Below are 25,945 nucleotides of genomic sequence, written 5' to 3'. Positions count from 1 at the left end.
TTTTTTAAAATTTATAACGTAAGGTAGTTCCGTAACTAGCTGGTTGAATTCTATTCAAATATACTGTACGATATGCATTATAGCCTACTTCATTAAGAATATTATTTCCATACACATCTATACTTATTTTTTCATTGAATTTATATGAAGCTTGTAAATTTACGGTTGTATATGCTTTTAAATTAAAAGGTTTTACATTTGGTTCAACACCAACATGTGTGTACTTTCTAGACCATACGTTATGTGGACGTTCACCTAAAAAGTACGCTCCAGCTGCTAATGATAATCCATCTAAAGAATTATTGAATGCATATCTCGCCCAGAAATTAGCGGTATGTTTTGGTGTGTTTATTGGGCTTGAGTTGTAATAATAATCTACATGGTCTTTATATTTTGCATCTAAATATGAATATCCACCAATAATTTGTAGGTTAGGTAATACACGACCAATTAATTCTACTTCTACACCGTTTCTTGTATCTTCACCACCTTTAGTGTAATAACCTAAGCTGTTTCCAGAAGTATCTAACACTTCTAAATTTAAGTTTTTACTACTTGTGAAAAATGTAGTAACGTTGAAACGTAAAGCATTATTAAACCAAGTAGATTTTATACCTGTTTCAATTTGATCCCATCGTTCTGTACCTAATTCGTTACCGTTAATATCTGTGTAAAAAGAAGTCATCGGATTAGAACTACTAGCATACGAACCAAATAAAACAATGTTTTCATTAGGTTTAATATTAAAACCAACTAATGGATTGAAAGCATTATCACGTTTAGAGCCAACAAGTGTTCTACCTATAAAGTTTCCCTTAGTTCTTTCTAAAGAACTATAGCGTAAACCTAAAAATACATCTGCCCAAGAGTTAAGGCTAATTTTATCTTGAATCGTAAAACCATATGATTTTGTTTTAGATCCTGAAGCTTTAGCAGAGTTTATTACAACGCTCATACCGGAAGGTAATTTATTATTAATAGGTCCAGTAAGGTCTATGATATCTATATAAGGATCTGCTGTAGGATAATTTGTCGTGTATGCGGTATTGTCAAACTCATTAGTTCTATAATCTATTCCTATTTGAAAAGTATGTTTTAATGAACCCGTTTCTACATCTTTACCTATTAAATCTAACTGCAATACACTATTGTTATCATCTCTTCCGTTCGCATAATAATTCCTATAACGTTGATTTTTAGGTAATGGAGTTAAACCATTTCTAGGGCTTGCCTGAAAAGCCCAAGAACTTTCGGTATATGTATTTAAATTAGAAGTAAAATAACCTGCTTTTAGGGTTAGTTTATCATTAATCTCTCTATCAAAACGAATTGCATAAGTTGTATTGAGAGTGTTACTTCTATCAGATTCAAATCCCATAAAACGATTGTTAGATAATTTATAAATGTTGTTAACATCATAGCTGCCTAAATTTATGGTTCCCTGGTCAGGTGTACGGCTATCATCCATATAATCCATTTCTAAAATAATAGATGTTTTATCATTTGGTTTCCATGCTAACGATGGGTTAATATATAAACGTTCTGAACTTACATTTGCACGATAACTATCAGCTTTATCATAGGCACCAGCAACTCTAAAAGCTACTGTTTTTTTCTTATCTAATGGGCCATAAAAATCAAAAGTAGGACGTAGTTTGCCATAGCTACCTGCTCTTAAACTAATTTCACCACCTTCATAAAATTTTGGAGTTTTGGTTACTACGTTAATTACACCACCTGCAGAACCTAAATCACCACCTAAACCTTGACTAATTGCAGAAATACCTTTTAGTACCTGAATATTATCTACACCAGCCATATCGGTAATAACACCTGTTCCTCTAAAATCTGAGTTAATACGAACCCCATTTTTAAGTATCGGAATTCCTCTATACCCTCTTAAAGACATACTTTCTTTTGTGTTACCATACGTAGCAAAAGTATAAACACCAGCTACGTTTTTGGTAACATCACTAAGACTTAATGCATTTTGTTGGTCGATAAGTTTATGTGATAATACCGAAATACTTTGTAATTGCTCGTTAGGAGCAAGTGGTAATCGTGTAAGTGTTTCTAGTTTTTCAGCTCTTTTATTTCGTGAACCGAAAAGTTCAACCTCATCTAATTGCGTATCAGATTTTAATATAAATACTAAGTTATTCATATCTCCGATTACCTTTATTTTTTGAGATAAAGAAGAAAAACCTACAGCACTTGCTGTTAGTGTATATGTTGAAAGAGGAATGTTTTTTAAAATAAAACTTCCGTCTTCTTTTGTTTCGCTACCAGTTTTAGTTCCTTTTATATAAATATTAGCATAAGGGATTGCTTTATTACTTTCTGACTTTACAATTCCTTTTAAGGTCGCTTGACCATACATTGTTTGAATACAACTACATATAAGTAGTACTATTGTGAAAATTCTCATTTCTTTTATATTGAGAGGTTTATGAAAAATTATTTTTTAACGAAAGATTCAATCGTTTTATCAATTTCTTTTTGTTCAGTTACTTTATCAGAAAACAAGTGTTTATATAAAGGTTTGTTTTGTACCTTTTTCTTTAAAGTTAGGTTGGTATTTCTTTTATATATTTCGTCCCACTTATTTCTAACTAATTGCCATTTACTAGCATTCTTTTTCCACCAGTCTATTGAAGCTTTACAGCGAGTATCAGCAACTTTTACATAAGTGTTATAACCTTTTTCGTAAGCTATAATAACATCCTTTTTATCAGCTTTTCTTATTACTTTTTTATTATCCTGGTCATGTACCCAACCATAATTTGTTATTTCATGGCGGTTACCTCTTTCTGTAATATTGTAATCACTTCTTTTAGTATATTCTCTACGGGGTAAAGGAGCATTAGTGGTACTTTCCCAGTAGCTTTTTCCATCTATATGTACCCAAGACCCTGAACCTTCGTAACGAGGGCTATCGTCAACTTGATAAACTTTTTGACTCCACTGTTTTTTTACCTCAGTTTTAGTTTTTTGTTCATATAGCCAATTGTTGTCTCCGTTGTACATATAAAAATCTTTATTTTGATATGTCCAGTCTTGTCTCCAATGCTTTATTATATAAGGTTTGTCTGGATTACCTACTTGTAATAAATGTTGAATTGAAATTTTGTTTTTGCTGTCTTCTATTAACCCAGCCCATTCTAAAGCTTTGTCTTTTTTTGTTTTAGAAGGTTTGTATAAAGAATCTTTACTATTACTAAAAGTTTCAGCAAAATTGAAGGTGACTTCATAGCATCCGCACATTTTTTTAATAGCGGCTTTGTCCTTTTTTTTCTGAGCTTTAACTGTAAAGGCTGACAGTAGTATGGCAGTTACTAAAATTAGTTTTTTCATTTTTATGATTTTTATGGGTTGTAAATTTTTTTGCAAAAATATAAATTTTATTTAGATTGATTAAGAATAAGAGTATATATTTGCCGAAATTTATTAAGAATGTTTCTATATAATAAAGTTGCAATATTGTTTTTTTTTATAACACTGTCTGTATTTAGTCAGGAGAAAGAACTAGACTCTATAACTTCGGTTAAACTAGATGAAGTGGTTGTTACTGGACAGTATAGTCCTCAGTCAATTAAAAAATCTGTTTACAATGTAACTGTAATCAAAAGGGAACAGATAGATAAACAGGCTGCTAATAATTTAGCTGATTTACTTAATTTTAATTTAAACCTAACAATTATACCTAGCTCTAAAACAGGAAAGTCAACAATTTCTTTTTTTGGTTTAGATTCTCAATACTTTAATATTCTTATAGATAATATACCTTTAGTTAGTGATAATGGTTTGGGGAATAATATTGATTTAACGCAGATTAATTTAGATGATATTGAGCGAATAGAAATTGTAGAAGGGGCAATGGGGGTAGAGTATGGGGCAAATGCTGTTTCTGGTGTAATTAATGTAATTACTAAAAAATCGATAAATAGTAAATGGAATATTAAAGCATCTTTACAAGAAGAAACAGTGAGTAATGAGTATGCTTTGTTTGATAAAGGTAGACATATACAAGGGTTTAATGTTTCTCATAACTTTAATGAAAATTGGTTTGTAAGAACAGGTTTTAACCGTAATCAATTTGCAGGATTTTATAATAATAAACAAGGTAGAGATTATTATAAAGATGATGGTTTAAGAGGTTACGAATGGTTACCTAAAACGCAACTAAATACAAATGCTTTAGTTAGCTACAAAAATAAAAATTTCAAATTACTATATAAATTTGAATATTTTAATGAGTTGATAAATTACTATGACTTATCTGTTGATGAAAATATAGATATAAAATCGCAAACAAGTAATCCGTTTTCAGTCGATAAAATTTTTACAACTGATAGATTTATAAATAACTTAAATATAAATGGACAATTAAATTCTGGTGCAAATTATAATGTTTCATTGTCTTACCAAACGCAAAAGCGTTATTTAAATAAGTTTAATTATTATATTCTTGGAGGGAGAAAATCACACGGAAGTGATGAATTACAGCAGTCGAGTAAAGTTTTCTTTTCTAAAGGAGCTATAAATAATATTTTTAAAAACAAATCTTATAGTTTTCAACTAGGTTATGAAACTCGTTTTATAAGTGGTTTTGATACCCAAGCATCAAGTGATATTACGTATCAAAATAAAGAAAGGAAGCAAAACAGTTATGCTGCATTTGGATCATCTGAAATAAACGTTTCTGATAGTTTCATGTTGAGACCAGGTGTACGATATGAATACAGTTCATTATTTAATTCTAAGCTATTAACATCTTTAAGTGCTAGGTATTTAATGAAAAAAGGTTTTGAATTACGAGGTAATATTGGTACGTCATATAGGGCTCCAAATTTTGAAGAATTGTACTATTATTTTGTAGATTCTAATCATGATGTTAGAGGTAATGAAAGCTTAAAGCCTGAAAACGGGTATACAGCTTCTATAAATTTAAAAAAGAGTAGTTGGTTTAATGATTTTTCTTTATCAAATGCTATAAAGTTAAGTTATATAGATATAAATGATAAAATAGACTTAGCAATTGTAAATAGCTTACCTCTAAAATATCAATACATAAATATTGATGCATATAAGCTGTGGGGATTTACAACTGAGAATAGCATTAAAAAAAATAATTGGATTTTTAATTTAGGAGGAACATTACAAGGTATTTCAAGAGTTGCAAATAACGAAGTGAATGCAAAAAATGACTATTTATATTCTTTTCAGTTAAATACAAGTGCTACTTACCAGATAGAAAAATTTAAAACAGCAATTACAGTATTGCTAAAACACAATGGTAAACAACAAAATTATGTTACTTCTGGAACTGATGCTGAAGGGAACTCAATATTTGAAAAATCAACTGCAAACGCTTACCAATGGTTAGATGCTTCTATAAAAAAATCATTTTTTAACAATACCATACAAACCACGTTAGGGGCAAGAAATTTACTAGATATAACTAACGTAAATATTAGTAATTCAGGAGCAGGAGTACATTCATCTAATAGTAATTCTCTTTTACTGGGCTACGGAAGATCTTATTACTTAAAACTTTTATACAACCTTAATTTTAAATAACATGAGAAATAAATTTTTAACATTAATTATATGTATTGCGGCATTCAATTTTATAAGCTGTAGTGATGGTAATTTACCGTCAGAACCAATAAAGATAGTAAAAGAAGGAGCTTCTATATCACCAGATCTTGGTGGTCCAAATGAGCAAAATCAAGTTTATGTAGATTTAAGTACAAATACTACTACACCTGTAAAAAGAGATTCTTGGGATTTAGGTTTTTATTCTGGAGATGATTTTAGAGTTACAATTAATGGCGCTATTGCTATGGCTACGGCACAACTATCTACAGCAAATATTGATGCAATAACATCAGCAGATGAAGAAGTGAAAGATTTACAAGGGAAAGTAGTTGTAGGTTCGGCAGGTTCTAATATTTATGTTGATTCTCCTGATGGAAATATAAAAGAAACTGCGATGAACGAAGTTTCTATAAATGATTCAGAAAACAAGGTGTATTTAGTAAATCTTGGATTTAATGTTGGTACCGATGTGCCAGCTACAGGTAGTATTAATATTTCTGGAGACTCAAGAGGATGGAAAAAAGTTAGAGTAACAAGAAGAGGGGATAACTATGTTTTACAGTATGCTGATTTAGATGCAACAACACATAAAGAAAAGGTTATATCTAAAAAAAATGGTTTCAATTTTACTTTTTTTAGCTTTGATAAAGAGATTGTTGTAGATGTTGAGCCAGAAAAAACTGATTGGGATTTAAACTTTACCGTTTCTAATAAAGTATTAGATTTTGGTGGAGGTGTGCTAGGGGCGTATTCATTTTCAGATTTTGTAACAAGTAATACAAAATCGAATGTAGGTATTTATATGATAAATACTGATGATGAAAAAGAATTGTCTTATGATGCATTTAACTTAAGTAACGTAGTAGATGCTAATTTTGTTTATAACGATCAGAATATAATAGGTAGTAGCTGGAGAAATGTTTTTTCTAAAAAAGTTAAATCTAATTTATTTTATATCGTAAACGATACAGATGGAAATATTTATAAATTACAGTTTCTAGCTTTGTTAAATGAAGCAGGGGAGCGCGGTTCACCTGAATTTGTATATAGTTTATTATAGAAAAAACACTTTTAATTTTAGATAAACAATAAATTTATTTAAAAGATTAAAAAATTTTGTTAGTTTTTGTACAGTTGAAACTGCTTAACTTGAGAGGGTTAGGCAGTTTCTTATATGTAATGTTTTTATAGTTTTTCAGCTAAATAACTAGCGGTATAAGAATCTTTGTTCTTAGCTAATTCTTCAGGTGTTCCTGTAAAAATAAGATTTCCTCCATTCTTACCACCTTCTAAACCAAGGTCAATAATATAATCGGCACATTTTATTAATTCAATATTATGTTCAATAACAACGATTGAATGTCCTTTTTCAATCAAAGCATTAAAAGATGCCAATAGTTTTTTAATATCATGAAAATGTAAACCTGTTGTAGGTTCATCAAAAATAAATAAAGCTTTATCTTTTGTGTTTCCTTTTACTAAAAATGAAGCAAGTTTTATACGTTGCGCTTCTCCACCAGATAGGGTTGAAGAAGATTGTCCTAGTTGTACATACCCTAAACCAACATCTTGTAAAGGTTTTAATTTTCGTGCAATCTTAGGTTGTTCATTATCTGTAAAAAAAGCAACAGCATCATCAATAGTAAGATTTAAAATATCATCAATTGATTTTCTTTCAAAATTTACTTCTAAGACTTCTTTTTTAAAGCGTTTCCCATTACATGTATCACATTGTAAATGTACATCAGCCATAAATTGCATTTCAATAGTAACTTCACCTTCACCTTTACAAACCTCACAACGACCACCTTCAACATTAAAAGAAAAGTGTTTCGGTTGGTAGTTTCTTATTTTTGATAATTTTTGATCAGATAACAATTTTCGAATATCATCATAAGCTTTTATATAAGTAACAGGGTTAGATCTAGATGAACGACCAATCGGGTTTTGATCAATAAACTCAATATGTTTTAAACTGTCATAACTTCCTGTTATATCTGTGTACTGTCCAACCTTATCACCATATCCTATTAGCTTTTTTTGCATTGCAGGATATAAAATTTTCTTAACCAATGTGCTTTTTCCACTACCAGAAACTCCTGTAATAACAGTTAAATTATTTAAAGGAAAAGAAACATCAATGTTTTTAAGATTATTTTCACGTGCCCCAATAATATTAATAGTATTTTTAGAATCTTTACGAACCTTAGGAACTTCAATTTTTAATTTTTCAGATAAATATTTTGCTGTTAACGAATCTGATTTCATAATTTCATTAAAAGTACCTTCGGCAACAACATGACCACCATAAGTACCAGCTTCGGGACCAATATCAATAATATAATCAGCCTCTTTCATGATATCTTCATCGTGTTCAACAACAATTACAGTATTTCCTAAATCTCGTAAATCTTTAAGGACATCAATTAATTTTTCGGTATCCTTAGGGTGTAAACCAATACTCGGTTCATCTAATATATACATTGAGCCAACAAGTGAACTACCAAGTGAAGTAGCTAAGTTTATTCGTTGGCTTTCTCCTCCTGAAAGTGTATTTGATGTTCTATTTAATGTTAAATAATTTAAACCAACATTAGTTAAAAATAGTAAACGGTTATTAATTTCAGTAAGTAAACGTTTACCGATATCTTGCTCGTACTTATTTAGTTTTATATTATTAAAAAATATTGCTAATTCATCTAAAGGAAGTGTTACTAGTTCAGAAATTATTTTGCCATGAACATAAACGAAACTTGCTTCTTTACGTAAACGTTGCCCGTTACAATCGGTACATTTTGTTTTTCCTCTGTAACGAGAAAGCATTACTCTGTTCTGAATTTTGTAACTTTTTTCTTCTAGTTTTTTAAATAAGTCATTTATACCTTGAAAACTTTTAGTTCCGTTCCAAATAAATTCTTTTTGGTCTTCAGAAAGTTCAAACCAAGGTTTATGAATAGGAATATTGAAAGCTTCAGCATTTAGAATTAACTCCTCTTTGTATATTTTGTAAGAATCCGTTTTAAAAGGGAATATAGCATCTTCAAATATTGATAAACCAGTATTAGGTATTACCAAATCATTATCGATACCTATTACGCTACCATAACCTTCACAAGTTGGGCATGCTCCATAAGGATTATTAAAACTAAATAAATGTGTGTTTGGTTCAAGAAATGTAATTCCGTCTAACTCAAATTTATTACTAAATTCAGTAACTGTCTTATCATTTAAGCTTTCAATGAAGCAGATGCCTTTTCCTTCAAAAAAAGCAGTTTGTATTGCATCACCTAATCGATTATAAAAATCTTCTTCATTTTTAGTAACAATTCTATCAACGACTAAAAATAATTCTTCATTTTTATATGATTCAATAGGAAAATCATCAATTCTAAAAATTTCATTATTGTATTTTATACGTGCATAACCTTGTTGTGTTAAAACTTGTAAAACAGTTTTAAGGTCACGGTTTTCATTAATGATAATAGGAGCAAGTAATAATAGTTTAGTGCGTTCTTCAAAAGTTTTTACAAAATTAAGAACATCAGAAACAGTATGTTTTTTTACTTCATTACCAGATGTAGGCGAAATTGTTTTACCAATACGAGCATATAGTAATTTTATATAATCATAAATTTCTGTTGAGGTACCAACTGTTGAACGTGGATTTGTAGAGTTTACTTTTTGTTCAATAGCAATGGCAGGAGAAATACCTTTTATATAATCTACCTTAGGTTTGTGTAATTTACCTAAAAACTGACGAGCATAAGAAGATAAACTTTCTACATAGCGTCTTTGTCCTTCGGCATACAAAGTATCAAAAGCCAAAGAAGATTTTCCAGAACCAGAAAGCCCAGTTATTACAACTAGTTTATTACGTGGAATAACAACATCAATGTTTTTTAAATTATGCAAACTAGCACCCTTTATAATGATGTTTTCTTTAGGACTTATGGTAGAAAGATCTCTTTTCATTTACTTAAAAAATAAGCTATAAAAGTACATATTTTCTGAATTAGAAAAGAAATAAAGAAGGATTAAAATTATAAATTGTTAAATGAAGGCATATACTATAAAAATTAGTAACTGATTCTTTTTTGTGTCATAGAAAATATTTGAATAACAGCATATAGTAATATTGATAAAGAAAATGATTTTGATATAAGGTAATCTTCTTTTTTTACTTTTAAATGTGAATAATGACCTTTGTTTTTACAAGAAAAACCAATAATTATTCCCTTTTCTTTAAAATTAAATAAAGTAATTTTGAAAAGAATAAGCTTTATAGAAAAAGAACGAATACTATCTTTATTATTTTAAATTAAACTATCTTTTTTGTATCTAAATGAAAGTAAATCTAAGATTATTAGCCATATTATTGCTGTTATTATCATGCGTGAAAGAGAAAAAAAATAATAATCAAAAATTATATAGAAAAGATAATAGCAGTTTGATTTCTTATTGGAATAAGCAAAGAAAAGGAGCAAATTATTTTAATAAAACTCCTACAAAAGAATGGTTTAACGCTGCTAAACAAGCAAATATTAAATTTGTAAGATTAACCTATGAAAAATGGAAAGGAGAACAGAGAGATTTTTTATTAGGAAGTGTTGATGACTATAAAGGTATTATAGAAAATGATTTTAAAATATTAAAATATTTTTTAGATTATGCCAATGAGCAGAATATAAAAATTGTTTTAACACCACTAAGCCTTCCTGGAGCTAGGTATAGTCAAACGAATAATAATATTCGTGATTATAGGTTATGGAAAGATTCTAAATTCAGAAAACAAGCATCTAAATTTTGGAAAGATTTGGCTTTTCGTTTAAAAGATCATCCAGCGATCGTAGGTTATAATTTAATTAATGAGCCTTATCCTGAATTAGCTTATAAAAAGAATACATTTTGGGATAAAGGATTTACAAAATGGTATGAAAATGTAAAAGGTGGAGCTGGGGATCTTAATTTATTTAATGAAAAAATGACGGAAGCTATTCGGTCTGTAGATCAAAATATTCCTATTATTATTGAATCAGGATTATATGGAACTCCATGGGCTTTTGAATATCTAAAGCCTTTAAAGGATGATAAGGTAATTTATTCTTTTCATATGTATGAACCGTATGATTTTACAACTAAAAACATCAATAAAGGTAAATTTAGTTATCCAAGTACTATGTATATAAAGGATTTAAAATCTAATTTTGAATTAAATAAAGAAGGTTTAAATAATTTTTTTAAACCTATTATTAAATGGCAAAAAACAAATAAAATTTCATCAAATAGAGTATGGGTAGGAGAATTTGGTTGTAGTAGAAGTGTTAATGGAGCTGAAGAATATTTAAGTGACTTGATTTCTATTTTTAATAAAAATAAATGGCATTGGTCATTTTATTCTTATAGAGAAGATGTTTGGGAGGCTATGGATTATGAACTAGGTACAGGGAAAGTTTTTTATAAGTACTGGGAGTATCAAGATTCAGATAATCTATCTTTAAATTATGATAACGTATATAAAAAGATGAAAAATAATACGTTATGGAGAGTTTTTAAAACCGAATTCAAGTAGATAATTGAGTTTAAAAAGTTTCTATGAAGTTATTTTTTTTATTTTGAGTAAAGAGTAAAATCTTTGATTTTTATAATAAAATTACTGGTTTTATCAGAACGAGTTTTAAATTCACTTAAGGTTTTAAACTATTTTTAAAAGACAGTAATCTCCTTTGTTCCTAAATTCAGAAATAGTTAAACCAGTATGTTTTTTAAAAGTTCTAGTAAGGTGACTAGCGTCTGAAAAACCAAGTTCATCTGCTATTTGATTTAGATTAAAATCAGAATTTAATAAGCGAACTTCAACCAGCTTTAATCTCGATTTTATAATGTAACTTTTTAATGTATTACCAGATGTTTTCTTGAAAAATTCACTGATGTAGTTTGGTGAAATATGAAATTTTTCAGCAATATTTTCTGTTTTTAAAAGTTCAGGATTAGAAATGTTTTCTTGAATGTAATTAATTATTTCAATAAATTTAGAATCTTTATTAATAGTCCCAATTAAATCTCTATTAATTATTTTTACATTACGCATAACTATATGTAGAATACTAACCATAATTATTCGAATGACTTCTTCTGAAGAAGGATCACCATTTTTGAGTTCATGAGAGATGATATTTGTTAATTGAATAATATGTTTTTTATCATAAACACTCTTAATAATATCACCAGGTTTTTGGTTATAGTTGGTTAAGATAAAAGAAGCTTCTTTATACCAGTTTTCAAAATTAGATGATTTAGTATTTTGTTGTTTAAAAAAGGATTGAGTAAAACGTAAAAAAACAAAATCAGTTGGTTCTTCTAGAAGAAAAGAATGACACTTAAGGGGCGGAAGTAAAAATATGTTGCCTTTTTTATAAGGGTAATAATTATAATTTATGCATTGTTTTCCTTTTCCTTCCTTAATATAAACAAGTTCAAAAAAATTATTAGTACTTCTTCTTTTCCATTCTTGAAGCCTTACTTCCTCATAAAAAACATTATTACCTGTATTCATTAAGTCTGTTTTATGGTTTAAAACAAATGTAATTAGTTTAATGGTTAAAATAATCAGAAGCCTTGATATTTACAATAAAAACCAATATTTGTTCATGTTATATATTAAAATAGTTTTGAATAAAAGAACCAGTTATTATATTGATAGAATATTTTTTACAGAAAGATAGGAGGGGTATGTTTGAGATTTCATAAAACATCTAATTTTAAAGTAAAACTGGTATATAAATATTAAGCAAGAGAAAGTACAACCTCAAAAGAAACCTTTAAAAATACATAAACAACCAAATTTTGTACATGCGAAATTCTTTTCATAGCTACTAATTTTGCCATTCTATAATATTTATAGGTGATTATAATTAAATAGATATAAAGATGAAAAAAATAGTTTTTACAAGAATTTTATTATTAACTACATTAGGAATGTTCTTTGCTTGTAGTAGTGCAGATGAACTAGATACAAATCCAAATCCAAGTCCAAGTGCTTTTCTTGATGTTATTACCATACAAGAAGAAGGTTTGTTTCCTGAGAGTGTAGATTTTGATGAAACTAGTGGTCAGTTTATAGTAGGTTCATTTAGAAAAGGAGAAATAGGTAAAGTAAATCCTCAAACAGGAGAATATAAGACATTTATAAATGGGTATGATTTACATGCTGTAACAGGTGTTTATACCGATGAAAAAAGAAATAGATTAATAGTTGCAACTAGCGATATTGAAGGAGCTATTAAAACAGGTCCAAGTTATAAAGCTAATTGGGATAGAATTGTAATCTATAATTTAAAAACAGGAGAAAAACAAAAGGTAATTAGATATAGATTAGATATAGGTGGTTGGTATAAATCTATTTCTCTTTTTCCTAATGATATAGCAGTAGATGATGATGGTAATATTTTTATAACGAATTCAATAGGAGCTATGTCTATTTATAAAATAGATAAAGATTTAAAAGCTAGTATATATGCTAAAATACCTAATGATAATGTAACAGATAGTTTTGGTTTAAATGGAATTGTATATCATTCAAAAACAAAACAATTAATTGTATCAAGAACTAATGCAGGAAAAATTTATTCAATTAGAAATGTAAATGGTAAGCCAACAACTTTAGCATTAAATTATCATAGTGTAGAAGGAGTGGATGGATTGGAAATAGATAGTGAAGGAGACTTAGTTATGGCAATAAATGGACAAAGTAAAGTTATTGTGGCAAGAATAGATGTGGTAAGCCCAAATGATGCTATATCAATTGTACGTAAAAAAGAGTATGCTACAGAATTGGGAGTGTTTCCAACTTCAGTAGTATCTGTTAAAAATAAAGGAACTTTTGTTTTATACAGTAATTTACCTTTATTTTTTCAAAAAGACTATACTCATAATGATTTTAAAATTGTTAATATTGAGAGCCTATAAATTAGTATAAAAATGATAATAGAACATTATACAGAGAAATATTATGAAGAGTTTAAAGAGTTATCATACTCTTGGTTAAAAGAGTATGATTTATTAGAAGAGTCTGATGAAATTATGCTTAATAATCCAGAATTAATTATAAATAACGGAGGGTATATCTTTATAGCACTTCATGATAATACTCTTATAGGTACTATTAGCTTAGAGAAAATAAATAACAAAGAGTATGAGATATTAAAACTTGGAGTTAGTAAAGAGCATCAAGGAAAAGGAATTGGAAAAAAATTAATGGAATATGTAATTCAATTAGGAAAAGAAAAAGAAATTCTAAAATTAATATTACATAGCAATAGAAAATTAACAAGTGCTATTTCTTTATATACTAAATTAGGGTTTGAGGAAATAAACTTGGTAGAAAATAAATTTTTAACTGCAGATATTAAAATGGAATTAAAGATGTTATAAAAAGTAACTTATTGCTTAATTATTTGAAAAAAGAAGTTCTCTAAATAGAGAGCTTCTTTTTTGTTTATATCAGATGAACTTATTAAAACCTTTTTTTATACAAGAATCACCTATTTATCTTCATGTAAATAAAGGAGCGATCCATTTAGCTTTGTAATGGAAATATAATTAAAAACGAATATAAATGTATTCGGTTAAAGTCTACTTTTTTCTTTAAAGAGAAATTACTTTTTATAAAAAAAGAAAGCCTAATTATGATAGCATTTATAATAAAAAAATAATAAAAAAATGAAATTTAAACTAATGTGCTTTGTGTTAAGTATCATAGCTACACAAACAATTAATACACAAGTAAAAACAAAGGTTAAGGTAGTCGCAGAACTAGATATTAGACCAGGAAATGTAGCTATTAGTAAAAATAATAGAGTATTTATGACAGTACATCCTCTAGGAAGCCCTAAAGTTCAGTTAATTGAAATAACAGGTAAAAAAACATACACTGTTTTTCCTAATAAAGAATTACAAAATAATACAGGTAAACCGAACGATAGCAAATTTGATACTCCTTTAGGACTTAGAATAGATAAAGATAACGTGTTGTGGGTTATTGATATGGGATTGCATTTAGGAAAAACAAGACTATGGGCATTTGATATAAATACAGGAAAAGAAGTTTATAAATATGAGTTTACTAAAGAAATAGCACCAAAAGGAAGTTTTATTCAAGATTTAGCAATTGATAAAGAAAATGGATGGGTATACCTAGCGGATATTGCTAACCCTGGAATTATAGCATTCAACATTAAAAATAAAACAGCTCGTAGATTTAGTGATCTAACTGTACAGTCTGAAAACATTGATATGGTTATAGATAAAAAAACTATAAATTTTGGAGGAAAACCAGCGCGTGTAGCTGTTAATCCAATCACTTTAAGTTACGATAATAAAACACTTTATTATGGAGCTATGAATGGTACTACTTGGTATCAAATACCTTCAAAACTTTTTAGAGAAGGAGCTACCGATTTAGTAATTTCTAAAGCAATAAAAGTTAAAGGACCAAAACCAATATCTGATGGTGTTGCTACTGATAAAAAAGGAAACCATTACATGACAAACCTTCAACACGGAGGTATCGATGTACTTACGAGTACTGGAGAGTTAAAACCTATTCTTAGAAATTCTAAAATTGATTGGGCAGATAATGTTGCTCTTAACAATAATGGATGGATATATATTGCGGTTAATCAATTATATAAAACACCTGCTTTTACAGGAGGGGAGGATACAGGTAAAGCACCATATTATATTTTAAAATCTTTTGTAGGTAACTAAAAAATAGATTTTTCATGAAAATAATAGGAGTTTTATTAATTCAAATTATGATACTATCATCTTGCCAAAATAAAGAAAACATAAAAGGTAATGAGGGGCAAGAGGTTATAAAAAAGAGTGTACATAATCATAGCAAACGTATAGATAAAATAATACATTATTCTACAATAGACGCTATGAGGAATGGAGTTTATAAAGGTAGTTTAACTGTAAAAGAGTTAAAAATAAATGGCGGTTTTGGTTTAGGCACATATAATCGTTTAGATGGTGAAATGGTAGTGTTAAATGGTGTTTTTTACAGAGTTAAAAGCAACGGAGAAGTTGTTATAGCAAAAGAGAGTAAAAAAACACCATTTAATAGTCTTACGTTTTTTGATACTGACTTTAAGAATAAAATAGAAGCAACAGATTTATTGAGTTTTAACAAATCGATATTAGAAATCCTTCCTTCAAAAAATAAGATATATGCTATTAAAGCAAAAGTGTCTTTGAATTACATAAAACTGGGAGGAGCAGAGAAGATAGAGAGTAATGATTATAGAGCTATTGGTGAGATACTTGAAAATAGACCTATTTATACTCATAGCAATGTAAAAGGAACCATTGTAGGTTTTTATTATCCAAATACTTTTAGAGATATTGATTTACATCCTTTTCATTTCCATTTTATTTCAGATAGTAAAAATATAGGAGGTCATATAATGGAAGCAAAATTTAAAAATGTAGAGTTGTTTTTTGATGAAAAAGAAAGTATTGAAGTACGAATTCCTAATACCAAAGAATATAATAGAGATTGGGAAAAAGTAGAAGAAATAAAATTAAAAAGTAAATATTAATATAATGAAACAAATACTAATAGTAGTAATAGCTTTAATTGCCAAAATTACCGTGGCTCAAAATCAAATAAATTTTAAAACCCCAGATGGTGTTTATCCTGAAGGAATAGCATATTATGCTGCTGAAGATTCTTTTTTGATAAGCTCTATAACGAATGGAGATATTGGAATTGTAAATAAAAAAGGGGTATATAAGAAGTTTATTAGTAATGAAAACTTCTTTTCAACTGTTGGCTTAAAAATTAAAGGAGATAAATTATACGTAGCAGTAGGAGATCTTGGTTTATCCAAAAAATCAAACAAAAAAAGTCCTAAAACAATAGCAAGACTATTAATTTTTAATTTAAAAACAAAAAGACTACTAAGTAAAATAGATTTACATGATTTGCATAAAGGGAATCATTGGGCAAACGACTTATCGGTAGCAAATAATGGTGATGTTTATATAACTGATAGTTTTTCACCTGTTATTTATAAAGTAACAGCAAAAGGTAAAGCAAGTGTTTTTATTGAAGATGATAAATTTCTAGGAAAGGGGATTAATCTTAATGGTATTCTAGTTCATCCAAAAGGTTATCTATTAGTAGCAAAAAATAGTGATGGTAAGTTATTTAAGATTGATTTAGCTTCTAAAAAAATTAAAGAAGTAATACTTTCTAAAGCTATTGTTGGAATAGATGGATTGTTGTTATTACCTAATGGAGATGTACTCGTTGGTCAAAATACTAATTTTGAAGCATATCATAAATTGGTAAGTAATGATGATTTCAGTACAGCATATATAAAGTCATCAGACGCTAAAGGTTTAGATTTTGCAACTACTGCAACTTTAGTAAATGGAGAGGCATATTTTTTAAACTCTTACATATCTGATTTGTTTAAAGGAGAAAACACAAGAACTACTTATTTTATTAGAAAATATACGGCTATTTATCCAAGTGAAAACATTGTACAAGAGCTAAATTTTAAGAATATAAAAGAAGAAACTTTCGGTAATAAAATTTCAAGAAAAGTTATTCCTTCTAATGAAGGTACTTTGGCAATATATACTTTAGAAAAAGGAGCTCATATACCAAAACATAGTCATCCACAGCAGCAAACTACTTACATACGTTCAGGGAAAGTAAAGATAATTATAAATGGTAATGAGGAGCGTATTCTTAAAGCTGGAGATGTCATTGTAATTCCAGGTAATATATCTCATGAATTTTTTGTATTAGAAAAAACAGAAGACATAGATGTTTTTTCACCCAAAAGAGAACCTGATTGGATTTTAGGTAAATCTAAATTTTTGAAAGAATCAAAATAATAAACTAAATAATAAATAATATGAAAATAATAAAAACAAGTGTAATAGTATTAACAGCAGCCTTATTATTAGGAGCATGTACTAGTAATGAAGATGATGTACAAGAAGTGATAAAGAATAATGGAGCAGAGTTTAAAGAAAATTTAAGTATTACCGAAGCAGGTTTTTATCCAGAGGGAATAGATTATGATCATACAAATAATTTATTTGTAGTAGGGTCTTTTTACAAAGGAGAGATCGCTAAATTAAATCCTACTACAGGAGAGCTTAAAACATTTATAAATGATAAAGATTTAATAGCTGTAACTGGTGTATATACCGATGAATTAAGAAACCGTTTAATAGTTGCTATAGCAGATGCAGGAGCCTCTTTAAAATCAACGTCAGTAACTAGAGGAGTAACAGCAAAAGTTGCTATTTACAATTTAACAACTGGTGAAAAAGAAGCTTTAATTTCTCTTGAAAGTTTAACTACAGGTACAGGTAATTTTGCTAATGATATTGCAGTAGATGATAAAGGGAATATTTATGTAACCAATTCATTTGGAAATGCAGATATTTATAAAATAGATATTAATAATAAAGCTAGTTTATTTTATACTATAATAGGAGCAGAGACTACTAATAATGATTTTGGATTGAATGGTGTTGTTTTTTATGCGCCTACAAATCAATTAATTATATCGCATACAGCGAATAGTTATATGTATACGTTAACTTTAGATAAATCACCTATTATTGAAACTTTTGATACTCCAATATCTTTTATAGATGGCTTAGAAATAGATGAACAAGGAAGGTTAATACAGATAGGGAATTCAAATGACGATATTGCTGTAAGTTCTATAATAGTCAAAAATAAAAAAATTGAAAACCTACGTGTCGAATATGAACGCGCAACCGAAACAGGATCTTTCCCTACAACCGCAACTTCAATAAAAGGTAAGGGAACTTTTATTTTAGAAAGTCACTTAACAAAGTTGTTCAATAATAATAAAACATTTAATTCTTTTAAAATTGTAGAACTGTCTAAGCTATAAAAAGCTTTCAATATATAAAATAGCAGAAACTTTAATTAAATAAGACTTCTGCTGTTTTATATATAATCTGATAGAGGTCAGTAGTTATCTACATATAATTTGTTCGTGATGTACTTTACCCTTTTCAACCATTTTTCTTATTAAGTTATTGAATATTGTTTCTTTGCTTTGTGAGCTATTAATTCTGAAACAAAATTCATTAAAATATCTGTTTATGTTAAAGTCACTTACCCAAGAGTAAGTTGTTCTTATCCAAGATTTCACTTGATGAATCATTGTATGAAGAGCTTTAAAGTTCATACCTCCATTACTTTCAATTTGGGTAATATCATAGGCTTTAGCAATAGGTCTGTAGCCTCTCCATTTATCAGTTATCACTTTAGCTTCTCGACTGATATGATTCACGAAAATATATTGTAAAGAAGTAGCTGAAAAATCTTCGATTCTCATTGCATACATTCTTTTTACTTTTCCATCTTCAGTTAGCTCAACAGCAGTTATAGCCTTCTTTTTCTTTGCTTTATAACTTCTGCCCACTTTATCTTTTTCACGACCACCTAGAACAAACTCATCAACATGAACAATCCCAGTCATAGGATTATTTCCACTACTTTTCATAGCCTCTCTAATTTTAAGCATAAATAAACGTGCTGTCTTTTCTGTGACACTAAAACGAACTGAAACATAGCTTGCAGAAAGACTTTTTGTACTTGTACTCATTTCAAAAACAATGAAAAAAGCTTTTCTAACTCCAAATTTAACTTTGTGGAAAAGTGTGTTTGACGTTGCAGATTCCTGATGAGAACAAATATTGCAAGTACGTGAGAAATCCTTTCTTATTTGAGCCTTTTTATGACCACATTTAACACATTGAAAACAATTTTTCCATTTAATATCTGCCAAATATTCCTTGCAATCTTCATTAGTTTTGAACCGATCAGCAAACTCTAGAAGGTTTTGGCCTTTAAAAATATTCATAATAACATTATATTCGTTGACTTTAAAGATATGAACTTATATACTGACCTCTATAATCTGAAATCATATTTAGTATGTAAACTTCTTTAAAAGGAATATTTATTTTGAATATTAAGTTTTTGTATCTCCTTGTAATAGATGTTTATAGTTTGTAATTTTTTTAAAAATAGTTGTTTTTGAATGTTATTTATTACCGTAAATGGATTAGTAGTTTCTATAAAGGTTTCATTTTGAAAACCATAGAACGGCTTGTTTATGAATGTAAATTCTCCTTTTTCTTTAATTTCTGGTATTATAGTAAGTTTTGAAACAGAAAAAGGAAATAAATCTACTTGTTTTAAATCCATCCAAATATCACCAATAGTATACTCCCTTTTGCTCCTTGATATTTAATACCAAGTTGTTTTGTTTTTGGAGGAATCGAATATGAGCCTTTTTCGATTTTGCCATAGTCTATATTTGTAGAGGTAATAGCGTACGCATTTGTTTGATTATCGACATTAATAATTGATTTAACATTCTCAGAAATAATATTAGTTTTTAATTTACCTACTTATAAGGTTGTTATAAAAGATATCTCGTTTTTTTATAGTAGTATTTGAATTCTACTTTGATTAATTTTTGAAAACTAATGTACAGCGCTATTTATTTTCTATTATAAAATTACCTCTAAAGCACTTAGAAATTAAGCTAATGTTGTGAATGCGTTTTTTTATGTTGCTAGTAAAGTGAAAAATGAAAATAAAAGATAACGATGCTGCATATTACTAAAAAAAAATTCCAAATATAATATTTGGAATTTATATCAATTAATGTACTTTTTTATATTCTAAATTCATGTATTACTATATAAATGAGATCAAAATTTAACATTATATATCCATCCCATCAATAATCAACTTTAATATGCTCATATATTCTTTTGCTTTTTTTACAGTATCTATATCTTTAATATTTACTAATTTATCTGAATTTAGATTCTTTTCCCTAAGGGAATGTAAAACACATAAATGTAAATTTTTTATAATTGTTTTCTGTAATCCATTGAGTTTATCATCGTCATACTCTTTTTCATTTATATCCGTTATTTGAGGTTCTGGAATATCAGGGAAATCAATTCTTTTTTTATTAGAGAAAACAGGAGCAAATGATTTTGCAGCTTTATCTCTATTTGTTAAACCTTCCATTCCCCATTTTTCACACATTGTTTTTATGAAAGAAGTATGGTCATGAGTATCATTCACAATAGTGTTTTTTTCTATGAAAGAAGAAATCATAACCATAGGAACCCGAACACCTAAACGATCAAATGAAAATCCCAAGCTTGTATCTTCTGTTTCATTATTTCTAGAAAAATTCATAGATTTCGATTTGTTCTTTGGCGTAGGAGGTATACCAACTCCAGGAGCAACGTGATCAAAACACCCCCCGTGTTCATCGTGTGTTATAATTAGTAGTATTTCGTCACGCTCGGGACTGTTTTTAACAGCATTATAAACATCCCATATGAGTTTTTCTCCTAATAATACGGTTCCTTCTTTGGTATATGTTTCACTTTTAGGTATTACATTTTTTTTTTGAAGCTTCTTTTCCTTTGAAGGGCCAGAGGTAGAATAGGCAGAAGGATGTTGATCATTATGCTGCCCATAAAATTTAGGTTCTATAAAGGAGTAATTTGGTAATTTTCCTTTTAAGGCATCTTCTTTAAATTTATTAAGACCTCCAAATTCTGTCTGCTTACAATATTTAATACCATTAACAAGGGCTGTAATGGGATAGTCTTCTGTGTAAATGGTAAAGGATTTTTTATTTTCAGATAATCTATCAAATAGAGTAGGTTGTGACCAAACATCGTTTATCCATTGTTCAGCGGTTTCTAAGTTATTTGGGTTGATTACTTTTCCTCCTGATGTACCAGCATGCCAAAAAGATCGATTACACCAAGTTTGACTTGGAACTGAACAAAACCAATGGTCAAAAACGGCGAACTCTTTAGCAAGTGTTGTAAGCACAGGTATTTTATCAGGAGTAAAACATTGCATGATTTTGCGATACTCTTCCTCTGTCGTTTTATAACCAGATAATGCCTCTAAAGTATTGATGTAATCGTTAACAAAACCGTTCATTGAAGGAGTAGAAGGTGTGGTTTTAGGAATGTTATATGGAGGTTTCATTTTACTAGCCGAGATACCTATATTCTCAGGAGATATATAATTGTATAATTGAGTATTTACATGTTGATACTCTTCTCCAGGGTCTGGATAAGGTTGATGATAATTTTCTGCTTTACTTACTTCAATAACCTTGTTCTTTTCAGAGCCTTCGGCTCTTTTTGGTATTGGATTGCTTATTGTTTTTTCCTGTAAACCTTCAAATTTTTTACCTTCAGGAACCCCATCTTTATAAAGGAAGCCTAAGAGATTATCGAAAGATCGGTTCTCTAACATAAGGACAACAACCTTTTTAAAAGAATCTAATTTTTCCATGTTCTTTGTGATCTATTGTTTAATTTCATAATATGAGTATTATAATTGCTTTCACCTATTACTAGGTAAATTGGTGATAGGAGTAATCCTGTTACTGTTATTTTCCAGTTAAGCTAAATTCTAACAATTTATAAATAGCACTTTCTAAGTCTTTAGGTTGTTCCCATAAATTATGGTTGTATAGCCAGTTAGTGTTTTTTCCAATTGAAAATAATCCTAAACTCGGATATTCTGATTTTTCTTGAACAGAAACTTCTTTTCTCGCAAAAATGATAGCAACTTCACTGTAAGTTAATTCCCATTTTGTAGCATTTAAGCCATTAAGTTTGAAATTAAATACAGGGTCCTCTATTTGAGAATGTGAGTTATATGTTGCATTCAAACTTGCTTCTTGATTGTTAGTTTTTAATACTTGAATAGTTTCAGTTTTTATGTTTTCTAAAGTTTTCACGATGTTAAATTTTTTGATTATTAAAGCAGTTTTTTATAAATTGATAGAAAAAGGATCTGATGTCTCTTTAAAGTTTTCATTTTGAAAACCGTACAATGATTTATTTTCAAAAGTTAAATCTTGGTTCTCGTTAACTACGATAAGTTGTGAAACAGAAGAAGGAAATAATTCCATTTGATTAAGGTCCATCCAAATATTTCCAATTGTACGAGCATTACAGAAATAATATGTTAATTCATTATGACTTGCAACAGTGGTCCAAAGTGTTTGTGCAATATTAGGATGTTTTTTAAGTTTTGAATTAAAATTTACAGGAACAGAAGCATTCATAACTACAGATTTAGATTGTGTTAAAGAGTCGGAAATACTAACAGGTTCATATAAATGATTTAAATAATAAGATGCTCTAGCAAATCTATCAGAAGGAAATGGACCTCCGGGGAGTGTATTACTTGGGAAATTATTTTGATTACTCCATTGCCATTCCCAAAATTGATTTAATTCAATTTGTCTAGCATAAGAAGGTTCATTGGTCATTACTCTGAATTTTTCGTTTTGATAAATTCTAAATTGACCTTGATTAACTTCTATAATTGCAGAATCTCCAAGTACATCAGAAATGGCTAAATGTAATGAAGCCTCACTTTCTGAACCAGGTACTTTTCCTCCAATAAGTTGAATTTGTACAGAGGCATCTTTATTGAATTTATTAACTACTTCTTCTACAGAACAGCAAGTATCTAAAACAAATTGTACCCAACGTAATACATCTAAATTTTTGCATGAACTTCCATTACTACGATGATATGTAGCGTTACTATCATATAGTAAATTTGCTACTAGTCCCACCGAGTTTATACCGTCAGAAGCACCAAAAATGGTTTCTTCTTTCTCTTTTGAATTATCTGTAGTAACTTTAGATTCTATCATGGTAACTATACTATCATATTGAGCAGTCCAAACCAATGTTTTTTCATTTCTTATAGAAGTTCCTGATTTAACCATAGGTTGGTCATTATCTATTTTAAAAGCAAAAATGGTAGTAGCCATTTGAGTAGCCCAGTCCATATTTCTGGCTGTTGTTAAAAAACTATTATTGAAATTATTAAATATTCTTGTACACATAATTTTTGGTTTTTATTAAATTGAAATAGTATTCAGACCCATTGAAGAAACATCGCCTACAGAAATAGTAAAGGTTACCTTAGCTTTTAGAAATTTACCTTGATTGAAGTTTTGAGCTATAATAGAAAGGATACCTACAGGAAGGTCGGTAAGTGTAGACATATTTGTACCTCCAATCCACCAATTATTTCTGAAGGCAGCAGTGTGTCCTTGCCCAATTACAATATCTTTGCCTATGTAAGAATTTCCGTTATGAGAAAAACTCATAGTTCCTTTAAAAGCAAAGTTTAGTTTTGAAGGAAGTTTATCAATCGTTTGGCAACCGATAGCAGAGCCATTAATTATATTTTTTTTAAACCAGTCTGCAGTTTCTTTTGAACCTTTTCTACCTGCTTTTGCAGTGATCATAGCCCCTTTTTGATTAGAAGAAGTGCTAATACCATCCCAAGGTTGTTCTTTAGTAATAAAGTAATCGGTTACCGTAAAATTAAAATCAGATAAACCAATCATTTTTAAATCGAAATTATTATCGTGTAGTGTAGACATTTTATTTTTTTTAATGAGTTGTTTTTATAAAGTTTATTGAGTTCGTTTTGTTATTGTAATGTTGTATTAGCTCATCTATTTTTTGAAACAGTTGAGTTAATTAGTTATATTGATTATTTTCTATGTAAAACTATATTTTTAGGAGCGTGAATTTATAATGTATGTTGTGAGTGTGCTTTTTTATGTTGTAATAAGAGAATAAACGGTCAGTAAGTTTTTAGTATTGGTTTCTAGGTGTTTTTTGAAATAAAAAAACCTGTTCCTTAATTGAATGTTTAAGGAGCAGGTAAACTACTAAGTTATTTAATTGTATTTGATAATGAATATTATTTAAAGAGTCTTTGATTAAGAAGTTGGACCAACTTTTGTAACAACAACATACTTACCAAGTTCAAAATCCCATGCTACATAAGCGGCAGTCCAGTTTGAACCATATTGCTTTTCTGTATTAAACGTTCCTTGACTATCAGTTACCCATTGCCAATTACTATAACCTGTATTAGGGTCAGAAGGCACATAGCCTTCATATAATGCAACAAAATCGAACTTTCCTATTGGACCATTGTTTCTCCAACGAATTTGCACTGATCCAAACTCTTGAAATAAATCAATAGATATTGTATATGTATTAGAATTGTGGATATATTCTTTTTTTGAAGGAAGTTGATCTTCTGATAAAAATGATGGTTCTGTAGGTCGCTTAATTATTGTTTTAGATTTTAATACGTTTGACATTTTTATAACTTTTATTTTTCTTACTCATGAGGCTTTTCAGATTTCGCCTAGTTTTTTATAGTAGTTTCTGAACTCTACTTTGTATGGAGAAGAACGTTTAAAAACTTGATGTTTTACAGTTATTCTAATTTTTATGGTATAGGAGTTCCTAATTGCTTGTAACTATTGAGCTAAAGCCCGTTTTAATGGGCTTTAAGATATGGTTAGATGACGATATCTTGTTAACATGCATATCAGGAATAGGTGTTTGTTGTTATTCCCTGTTTGATATCCTATATTTACCTGATTTTTATTACACATTGAATGCGATAGCTGAAGCACTTCCGCCCCATTTGTTATCAGCAAAATATTGAATGAGGTAGGTTTCGTTTGGTTGCATTAATACGGAACTTATATCTACTAATTGATGCCCCAAAGCCTCTTTATTAGAGATAAACGCACTGGCTATATTAACCCCTTGGATCTGCGGTTCATTCTTTTTGTATAAGCATATTACGTCACGACGTAGTGAGGGGTTAATGAGAGGGGGTACTGAATAACTTACATTGATCGCTCTTTCAGTCATACTAGTGATTGATACAGAGGTGCCATGATAATTTCCACCTTTTCCATTGGTAAGTGTACATGTCGCAATCAAGGTGTTGATATTGTCTGAGGCAAAAAGACCGATTGTGTAAATCCCGTTTTGTAGGTCGATTCCTCCTTTTGTGATCTCTATATTTTGATTAACATAATCCCCTGTACTACTTTCTGCTGTCAGTCTCGACTGTCCTACAAGATCAGTCATCGAGTTAAGAGGGCCAGTTCCTATCCATATTCCAAGGAATGCATGATTACTTTCCTCGTTATAGCCTTTGATAAGAAGAGTACTGATCTGAACGGACAACCTATCCAGTACTAACGCATTATTCAGGTTACTAGAAAAAAGTTTTTGCCCCGATCCCTTAAGGATAAGTCTATTAAGTGTTTGTTTCACAACTGCTTGTTGATTAAAATCATTCATAATATATCTCTTTTTAATTTATTTAGTGTTATAGGCTTTCTTCATTGCCTATAACATGCCACTAAACCTA

Annotated in this window: 21 protein-coding genes; 9 read left to right on the top strand and 12 right to left on the bottom strand. The window is 29.0% G+C overall.

Going from position 1 to position 25,945, the window contains the following annotated elements; all coding sequences use genetic code 11:
* Window positions 1-4: 4 nt before the first annotated feature.
* Both CXF68_RS18410 and CXF68_RS18405 read right to left on the bottom strand, forming a co-directional pair.
* Window positions 5-2,428, bottom strand: coding sequence for a TonB-dependent receptor (locus CXF68_RS18410; RefSeq protein ID WP_101046562.1), 2,424 nt, complete (start codon window positions 2,426-2,428; stop codon window positions 5-7).
* Window positions 2,429-2,457: 29 nt separating this feature from the next.
* Window positions 2,458-3,354: a DUF6607 family protein gene (locus CXF68_RS18405; protein ID WP_101046561.1), complete on the bottom strand. Its 897-nt coding sequence runs from the start codon at window positions 3,352-3,354 to the stop codon at window positions 2,458-2,460.
* A 99-nt stretch (window positions 3,355-3,453) separates the two neighbouring features.
* Between CXF68_RS18405 and CXF68_RS18400 the strand changes: the two genes are divergently transcribed.
* Window positions 3,454-5,580: a TonB-dependent siderophore receptor gene (locus CXF68_RS18400; protein ID WP_101046560.1), complete on the top strand. Its 2,127-nt coding sequence runs from the start codon at window positions 3,454-3,456 to the stop codon at window positions 5,578-5,580.
* Window position 5,581: 1 nt separating this feature from the next.
* Entirely contained in the window at window positions 5,582-6,661 is a 1,080-nt protein-coding gene (locus CXF68_RS18395) for an HmuY family protein (protein ID WP_101046559.1), read from the top strand.
* A gap of 125 nt (window positions 6,662-6,786) precedes the next feature.
* On the opposite strand, the gene uvrA is transcribed toward CXF68_RS18395, so the two are convergent.
* The gene (gene uvrA, locus CXF68_RS18390; protein ID WP_101046558.1) at window positions 6,787-9,573 is read right to left on the bottom strand and encodes an excinuclease ABC subunit UvrA; all 2,787 of its coding nucleotides are present in this window, start codon (window positions 9,571-9,573) and stop codon (window positions 6,787-6,789) included.
* Window positions 9,574-9,943: 370 nt separating this feature from the next.
* On the opposite strand from uvrA, the gene CXF68_RS18385 reads away from it, so the two are divergent.
* Complete coding sequence (locus CXF68_RS18385) at window positions 9,944-11,170, top strand: glycoside hydrolase family 5 protein (RefSeq protein WP_101046557.1); 1,227 nt, start codon at window positions 9,944-9,946, stop codon at window positions 11,168-11,170.
* A 123-nt stretch (window positions 11,171-11,293) separates the two neighbouring features.
* On the opposite strand, the gene CXF68_RS18380 is transcribed toward CXF68_RS18385, so the two are convergent.
* Window positions 11,294-12,154: an AraC family transcriptional regulator gene (locus CXF68_RS18380; protein WP_101046556.1), complete on the bottom strand. Its 861-nt coding sequence runs from the start codon at window positions 12,152-12,154 to the stop codon at window positions 11,294-11,296.
* A gap of 374 nt (window positions 12,155-12,528) precedes the next feature.
* On the opposite strand from CXF68_RS18380, the gene CXF68_RS18375 reads away from it, so the two are divergent.
* The 6 genes from CXF68_RS18375 (at window position 12,529) to CXF68_RS18350 (ending at window position 18,551) form a co-directional block, all read left to right on the top strand.
* Window positions 12,529-13,566: an SMP-30/gluconolactonase/LRE family protein gene (locus tag CXF68_RS18375; RefSeq protein WP_101046555.1), complete on the top strand. Its 1,038-nt coding sequence runs from the start codon at window positions 12,529-12,531 to the stop codon at window positions 13,564-13,566.
* A 12-nt stretch (window positions 13,567-13,578) separates the two neighbouring features.
* Entirely contained in the window at window positions 13,579-14,031 is a 453-nt protein-coding gene (locus CXF68_RS18370; protein WP_101046554.1) for a GNAT family N-acetyltransferase, read from the top strand.
* Window positions 14,032-14,319: 288 nt separating this feature from the next.
* Window positions 14,320-15,366 carry an L-dopachrome tautomerase-related protein gene (locus CXF68_RS18365; protein ID WP_101046553.1) on the top strand — a complete coding sequence of 349 codons (1,047 nt, stop codon included), beginning with the start codon at window positions 14,320-14,322 and terminating at the stop codon, window positions 15,364-15,366.
* Window positions 15,367-15,380: 14 nt separating this feature from the next.
* Complete coding sequence (locus tag CXF68_RS18360) at window positions 15,381-16,202, top strand: acetolactate decarboxylase (protein WP_101046552.1); 822 nt, start codon at window positions 15,381-15,383, stop codon at window positions 16,200-16,202.
* Window positions 16,203-16,206: 4 nt separating this feature from the next.
* On the top strand, window positions 16,207-17,511 hold the full coding sequence (locus CXF68_RS18355; RefSeq protein ID WP_101046551.1) for a cupin domain-containing protein: 1,305 nt from the start codon (window positions 16,207-16,209) through the stop codon (window positions 17,509-17,511).
* 20 nt (window positions 17,512-17,531) lie between these two features.
* Window positions 17,532-18,551: an SMP-30/gluconolactonase/LRE family protein gene (locus CXF68_RS18350; protein WP_101046550.1), complete on the top strand. Its 1,020-nt coding sequence runs from the start codon at window positions 17,532-17,534 to the stop codon at window positions 18,549-18,551.
* Between the two features lie 84 nt (window positions 18,552-18,635).
* Here the strand turns inward: CXF68_RS18350 and CXF68_RS18345 are convergent, their stop codons facing one another.
* The 8 genes from CXF68_RS18345 to CXF68_RS18310 all read right to left on the bottom strand — a co-directional run bounded on the left by CXF68_RS18345 (window position 18,636) and on the right by CXF68_RS18310 (window position 25,875).
* Entirely contained in the window at window positions 18,636-19,529 is an 894-nt protein-coding gene (locus tag CXF68_RS18345; protein WP_101043257.1) for an IS1595 family transposase, read from the bottom strand.
* A gap of 86 nt (window positions 19,530-19,615) precedes the next feature.
* Window positions 19,616-19,876, bottom strand: coding sequence for a hypothetical protein (locus tag CXF68_RS18340; protein ID WP_101046549.1), 261 nt, complete (start codon window positions 19,874-19,876; stop codon window positions 19,616-19,618).
* Window positions 19,877-20,401: 525 nt separating this feature from the next.
* A complete protein-coding gene (locus CXF68_RS18335; protein ID WP_101046548.1) occupies window positions 20,402-22,015 on the bottom strand; it encodes an alkaline phosphatase family protein in 1,614 nt (537 codons plus the stop codon).
* A 97-nt stretch (window positions 22,016-22,112) separates the two neighbouring features.
* Entirely contained in the window at window positions 22,113-22,466 is a 354-nt protein-coding gene (locus CXF68_RS18330; protein ID WP_101046547.1) for a hypothetical protein, read from the bottom strand.
* A gap of 33 nt (window positions 22,467-22,499) precedes the next feature.
* A complete protein-coding gene (locus CXF68_RS18325; protein ID WP_101046546.1) occupies window positions 22,500-23,591 on the bottom strand; it encodes a linear amide C-N hydrolase in 1,092 nt (363 codons plus the stop codon).
* Between the two features lie 15 nt (window positions 23,592-23,606).
* Entirely contained in the window at window positions 23,607-24,137 is a 531-nt protein-coding gene (locus CXF68_RS18320) for a hypothetical protein (RefSeq protein WP_101046545.1), read from the bottom strand.
* A gap of 345 nt (window positions 24,138-24,482) precedes the next feature.
* A complete protein-coding gene (locus CXF68_RS18315) occupies window positions 24,483-24,872 on the bottom strand; it encodes a hypothetical protein (RefSeq protein WP_101046544.1) in 390 nt (129 codons plus the stop codon).
* Window positions 24,873-25,164: 292 nt separating this feature from the next.
* A complete protein-coding gene (locus tag CXF68_RS18310; protein ID WP_101046543.1) occupies window positions 25,165-25,875 on the bottom strand; it encodes a hypothetical protein in 711 nt (236 codons plus the stop codon).
* Window positions 25,876-25,945 lie beyond the last annotated feature (70 nt).

The organism is Tenacibaculum sp. Bg11-29, from assembly GCF_002836595.1.
Taxonomy (GTDB): domain Bacteria; phylum Bacteroidota; class Bacteroidia; order Flavobacteriales; family Flavobacteriaceae; genus Polaribacter.
This window is presented reverse-complemented; position numbering and strand designations above follow the sequence as displayed.

Bases quoted from the DNA above. Each gene is read 5' to 3' on its own strand.
- CXF68_RS18410 (WP_101046562.1), bottom strand. From the start codon at position 2,428: ATGAGAATTTTCACAATAGTACTACTTATATGTAGTTGTATTCAAACA.
- CXF68_RS18405 (WP_101046561.1), bottom strand. From the start codon at position 3,354: ATGAAAAAACTAATTTTAGTAACTGCCATACTACTGTCAGCCTTTACA.
- CXF68_RS18400 (WP_101046560.1), top strand. From the start codon at position 3,454: ATGTTTCTATATAATAAAGTTGCAATATTGTTTTTTTTTATAACACTG.
- CXF68_RS18395 (WP_101046559.1), top strand. From the start codon at position 5,582: ATGAGAAATAAATTTTTAACATTAATTATATGTATTGCGGCATTCAAT.
- uvrA (WP_101046558.1), bottom strand. From the start codon at position 9,573: ATGAAAAGAGATCTTTCTACCATAAGTCCTAAAGAAAACATCATTATA.
- CXF68_RS18385 (WP_101046557.1), top strand. From the start codon at position 9,944: ATGAAAGTAAATCTAAGATTATTAGCCATATTATTGCTGTTATTATCA.
- CXF68_RS18380 (WP_101046556.1), bottom strand. From the start codon at position 12,154: ATGAATACAGGTAATAATGTTTTTTATGAGGAAGTAAGGCTTCAAGAA.
- CXF68_RS18375 (WP_101046555.1), top strand. From the start codon at position 12,529: ATGAAAAAAATAGTTTTTACAAGAATTTTATTATTAACTACATTAGGA.
- CXF68_RS18370 (WP_101046554.1), top strand. From the start codon at position 13,579: ATGATAATAGAACATTATACAGAGAAATATTATGAAGAGTTTAAAGAG.
- CXF68_RS18365 (WP_101046553.1), top strand. From the start codon at position 14,320: ATGAAATTTAAACTAATGTGCTTTGTGTTAAGTATCATAGCTACACAA.
- CXF68_RS18360 (WP_101046552.1), top strand. From the start codon at position 15,381: ATGAAAATAATAGGAGTTTTATTAATTCAAATTATGATACTATCATCT.
- CXF68_RS18355 (WP_101046551.1), top strand. From the start codon at position 16,207: ATGAAACAAATACTAATAGTAGTAATAGCTTTAATTGCCAAAATTACC.
- CXF68_RS18350 (WP_101046550.1), top strand. From the start codon at position 17,532: ATGAAAATAATAAAAACAAGTGTAATAGTATTAACAGCAGCCTTATTA.
- CXF68_RS18345 (WP_101043257.1), bottom strand. From the start codon at position 19,529: ATGAATATTTTTAAAGGCCAAAACCTTCTAGAGTTTGCTGATCGGTTC.
- CXF68_RS18340 (WP_101046549.1), bottom strand. From the start codon at position 19,876: ATGGATTTAAAACAAGTAGATTTATTTCCTTTTTCTGTTTCAAAACTT.
- CXF68_RS18335 (WP_101046548.1), bottom strand. From the start codon at position 22,015: ATGGAAAAATTAGATTCTTTTAAAAAGGTTGTTGTCCTTATGTTAGAG.
- CXF68_RS18325 (WP_101046546.1), bottom strand. From the start codon at position 23,591: ATGTGTACAAGAATATTTAATAATTTCAATAATAGTTTTTTAACAACA.
- CXF68_RS18320 (WP_101046545.1), bottom strand. From the start codon at position 24,137: ATGTCTACACTACACGATAATAATTTCGATTTAAAAATGATTGGTTTA.
- CXF68_RS18315 (WP_101046544.1), bottom strand. From the start codon at position 24,872: ATGTCAAACGTATTAAAATCTAAAACAATAATTAAGCGACCTACAGAA.
- CXF68_RS18310 (WP_101046543.1), bottom strand. From the start codon at position 25,875: ATGAATGATTTTAATCAACAAGCAGTTGTGAAACAAACACTTAATAGA.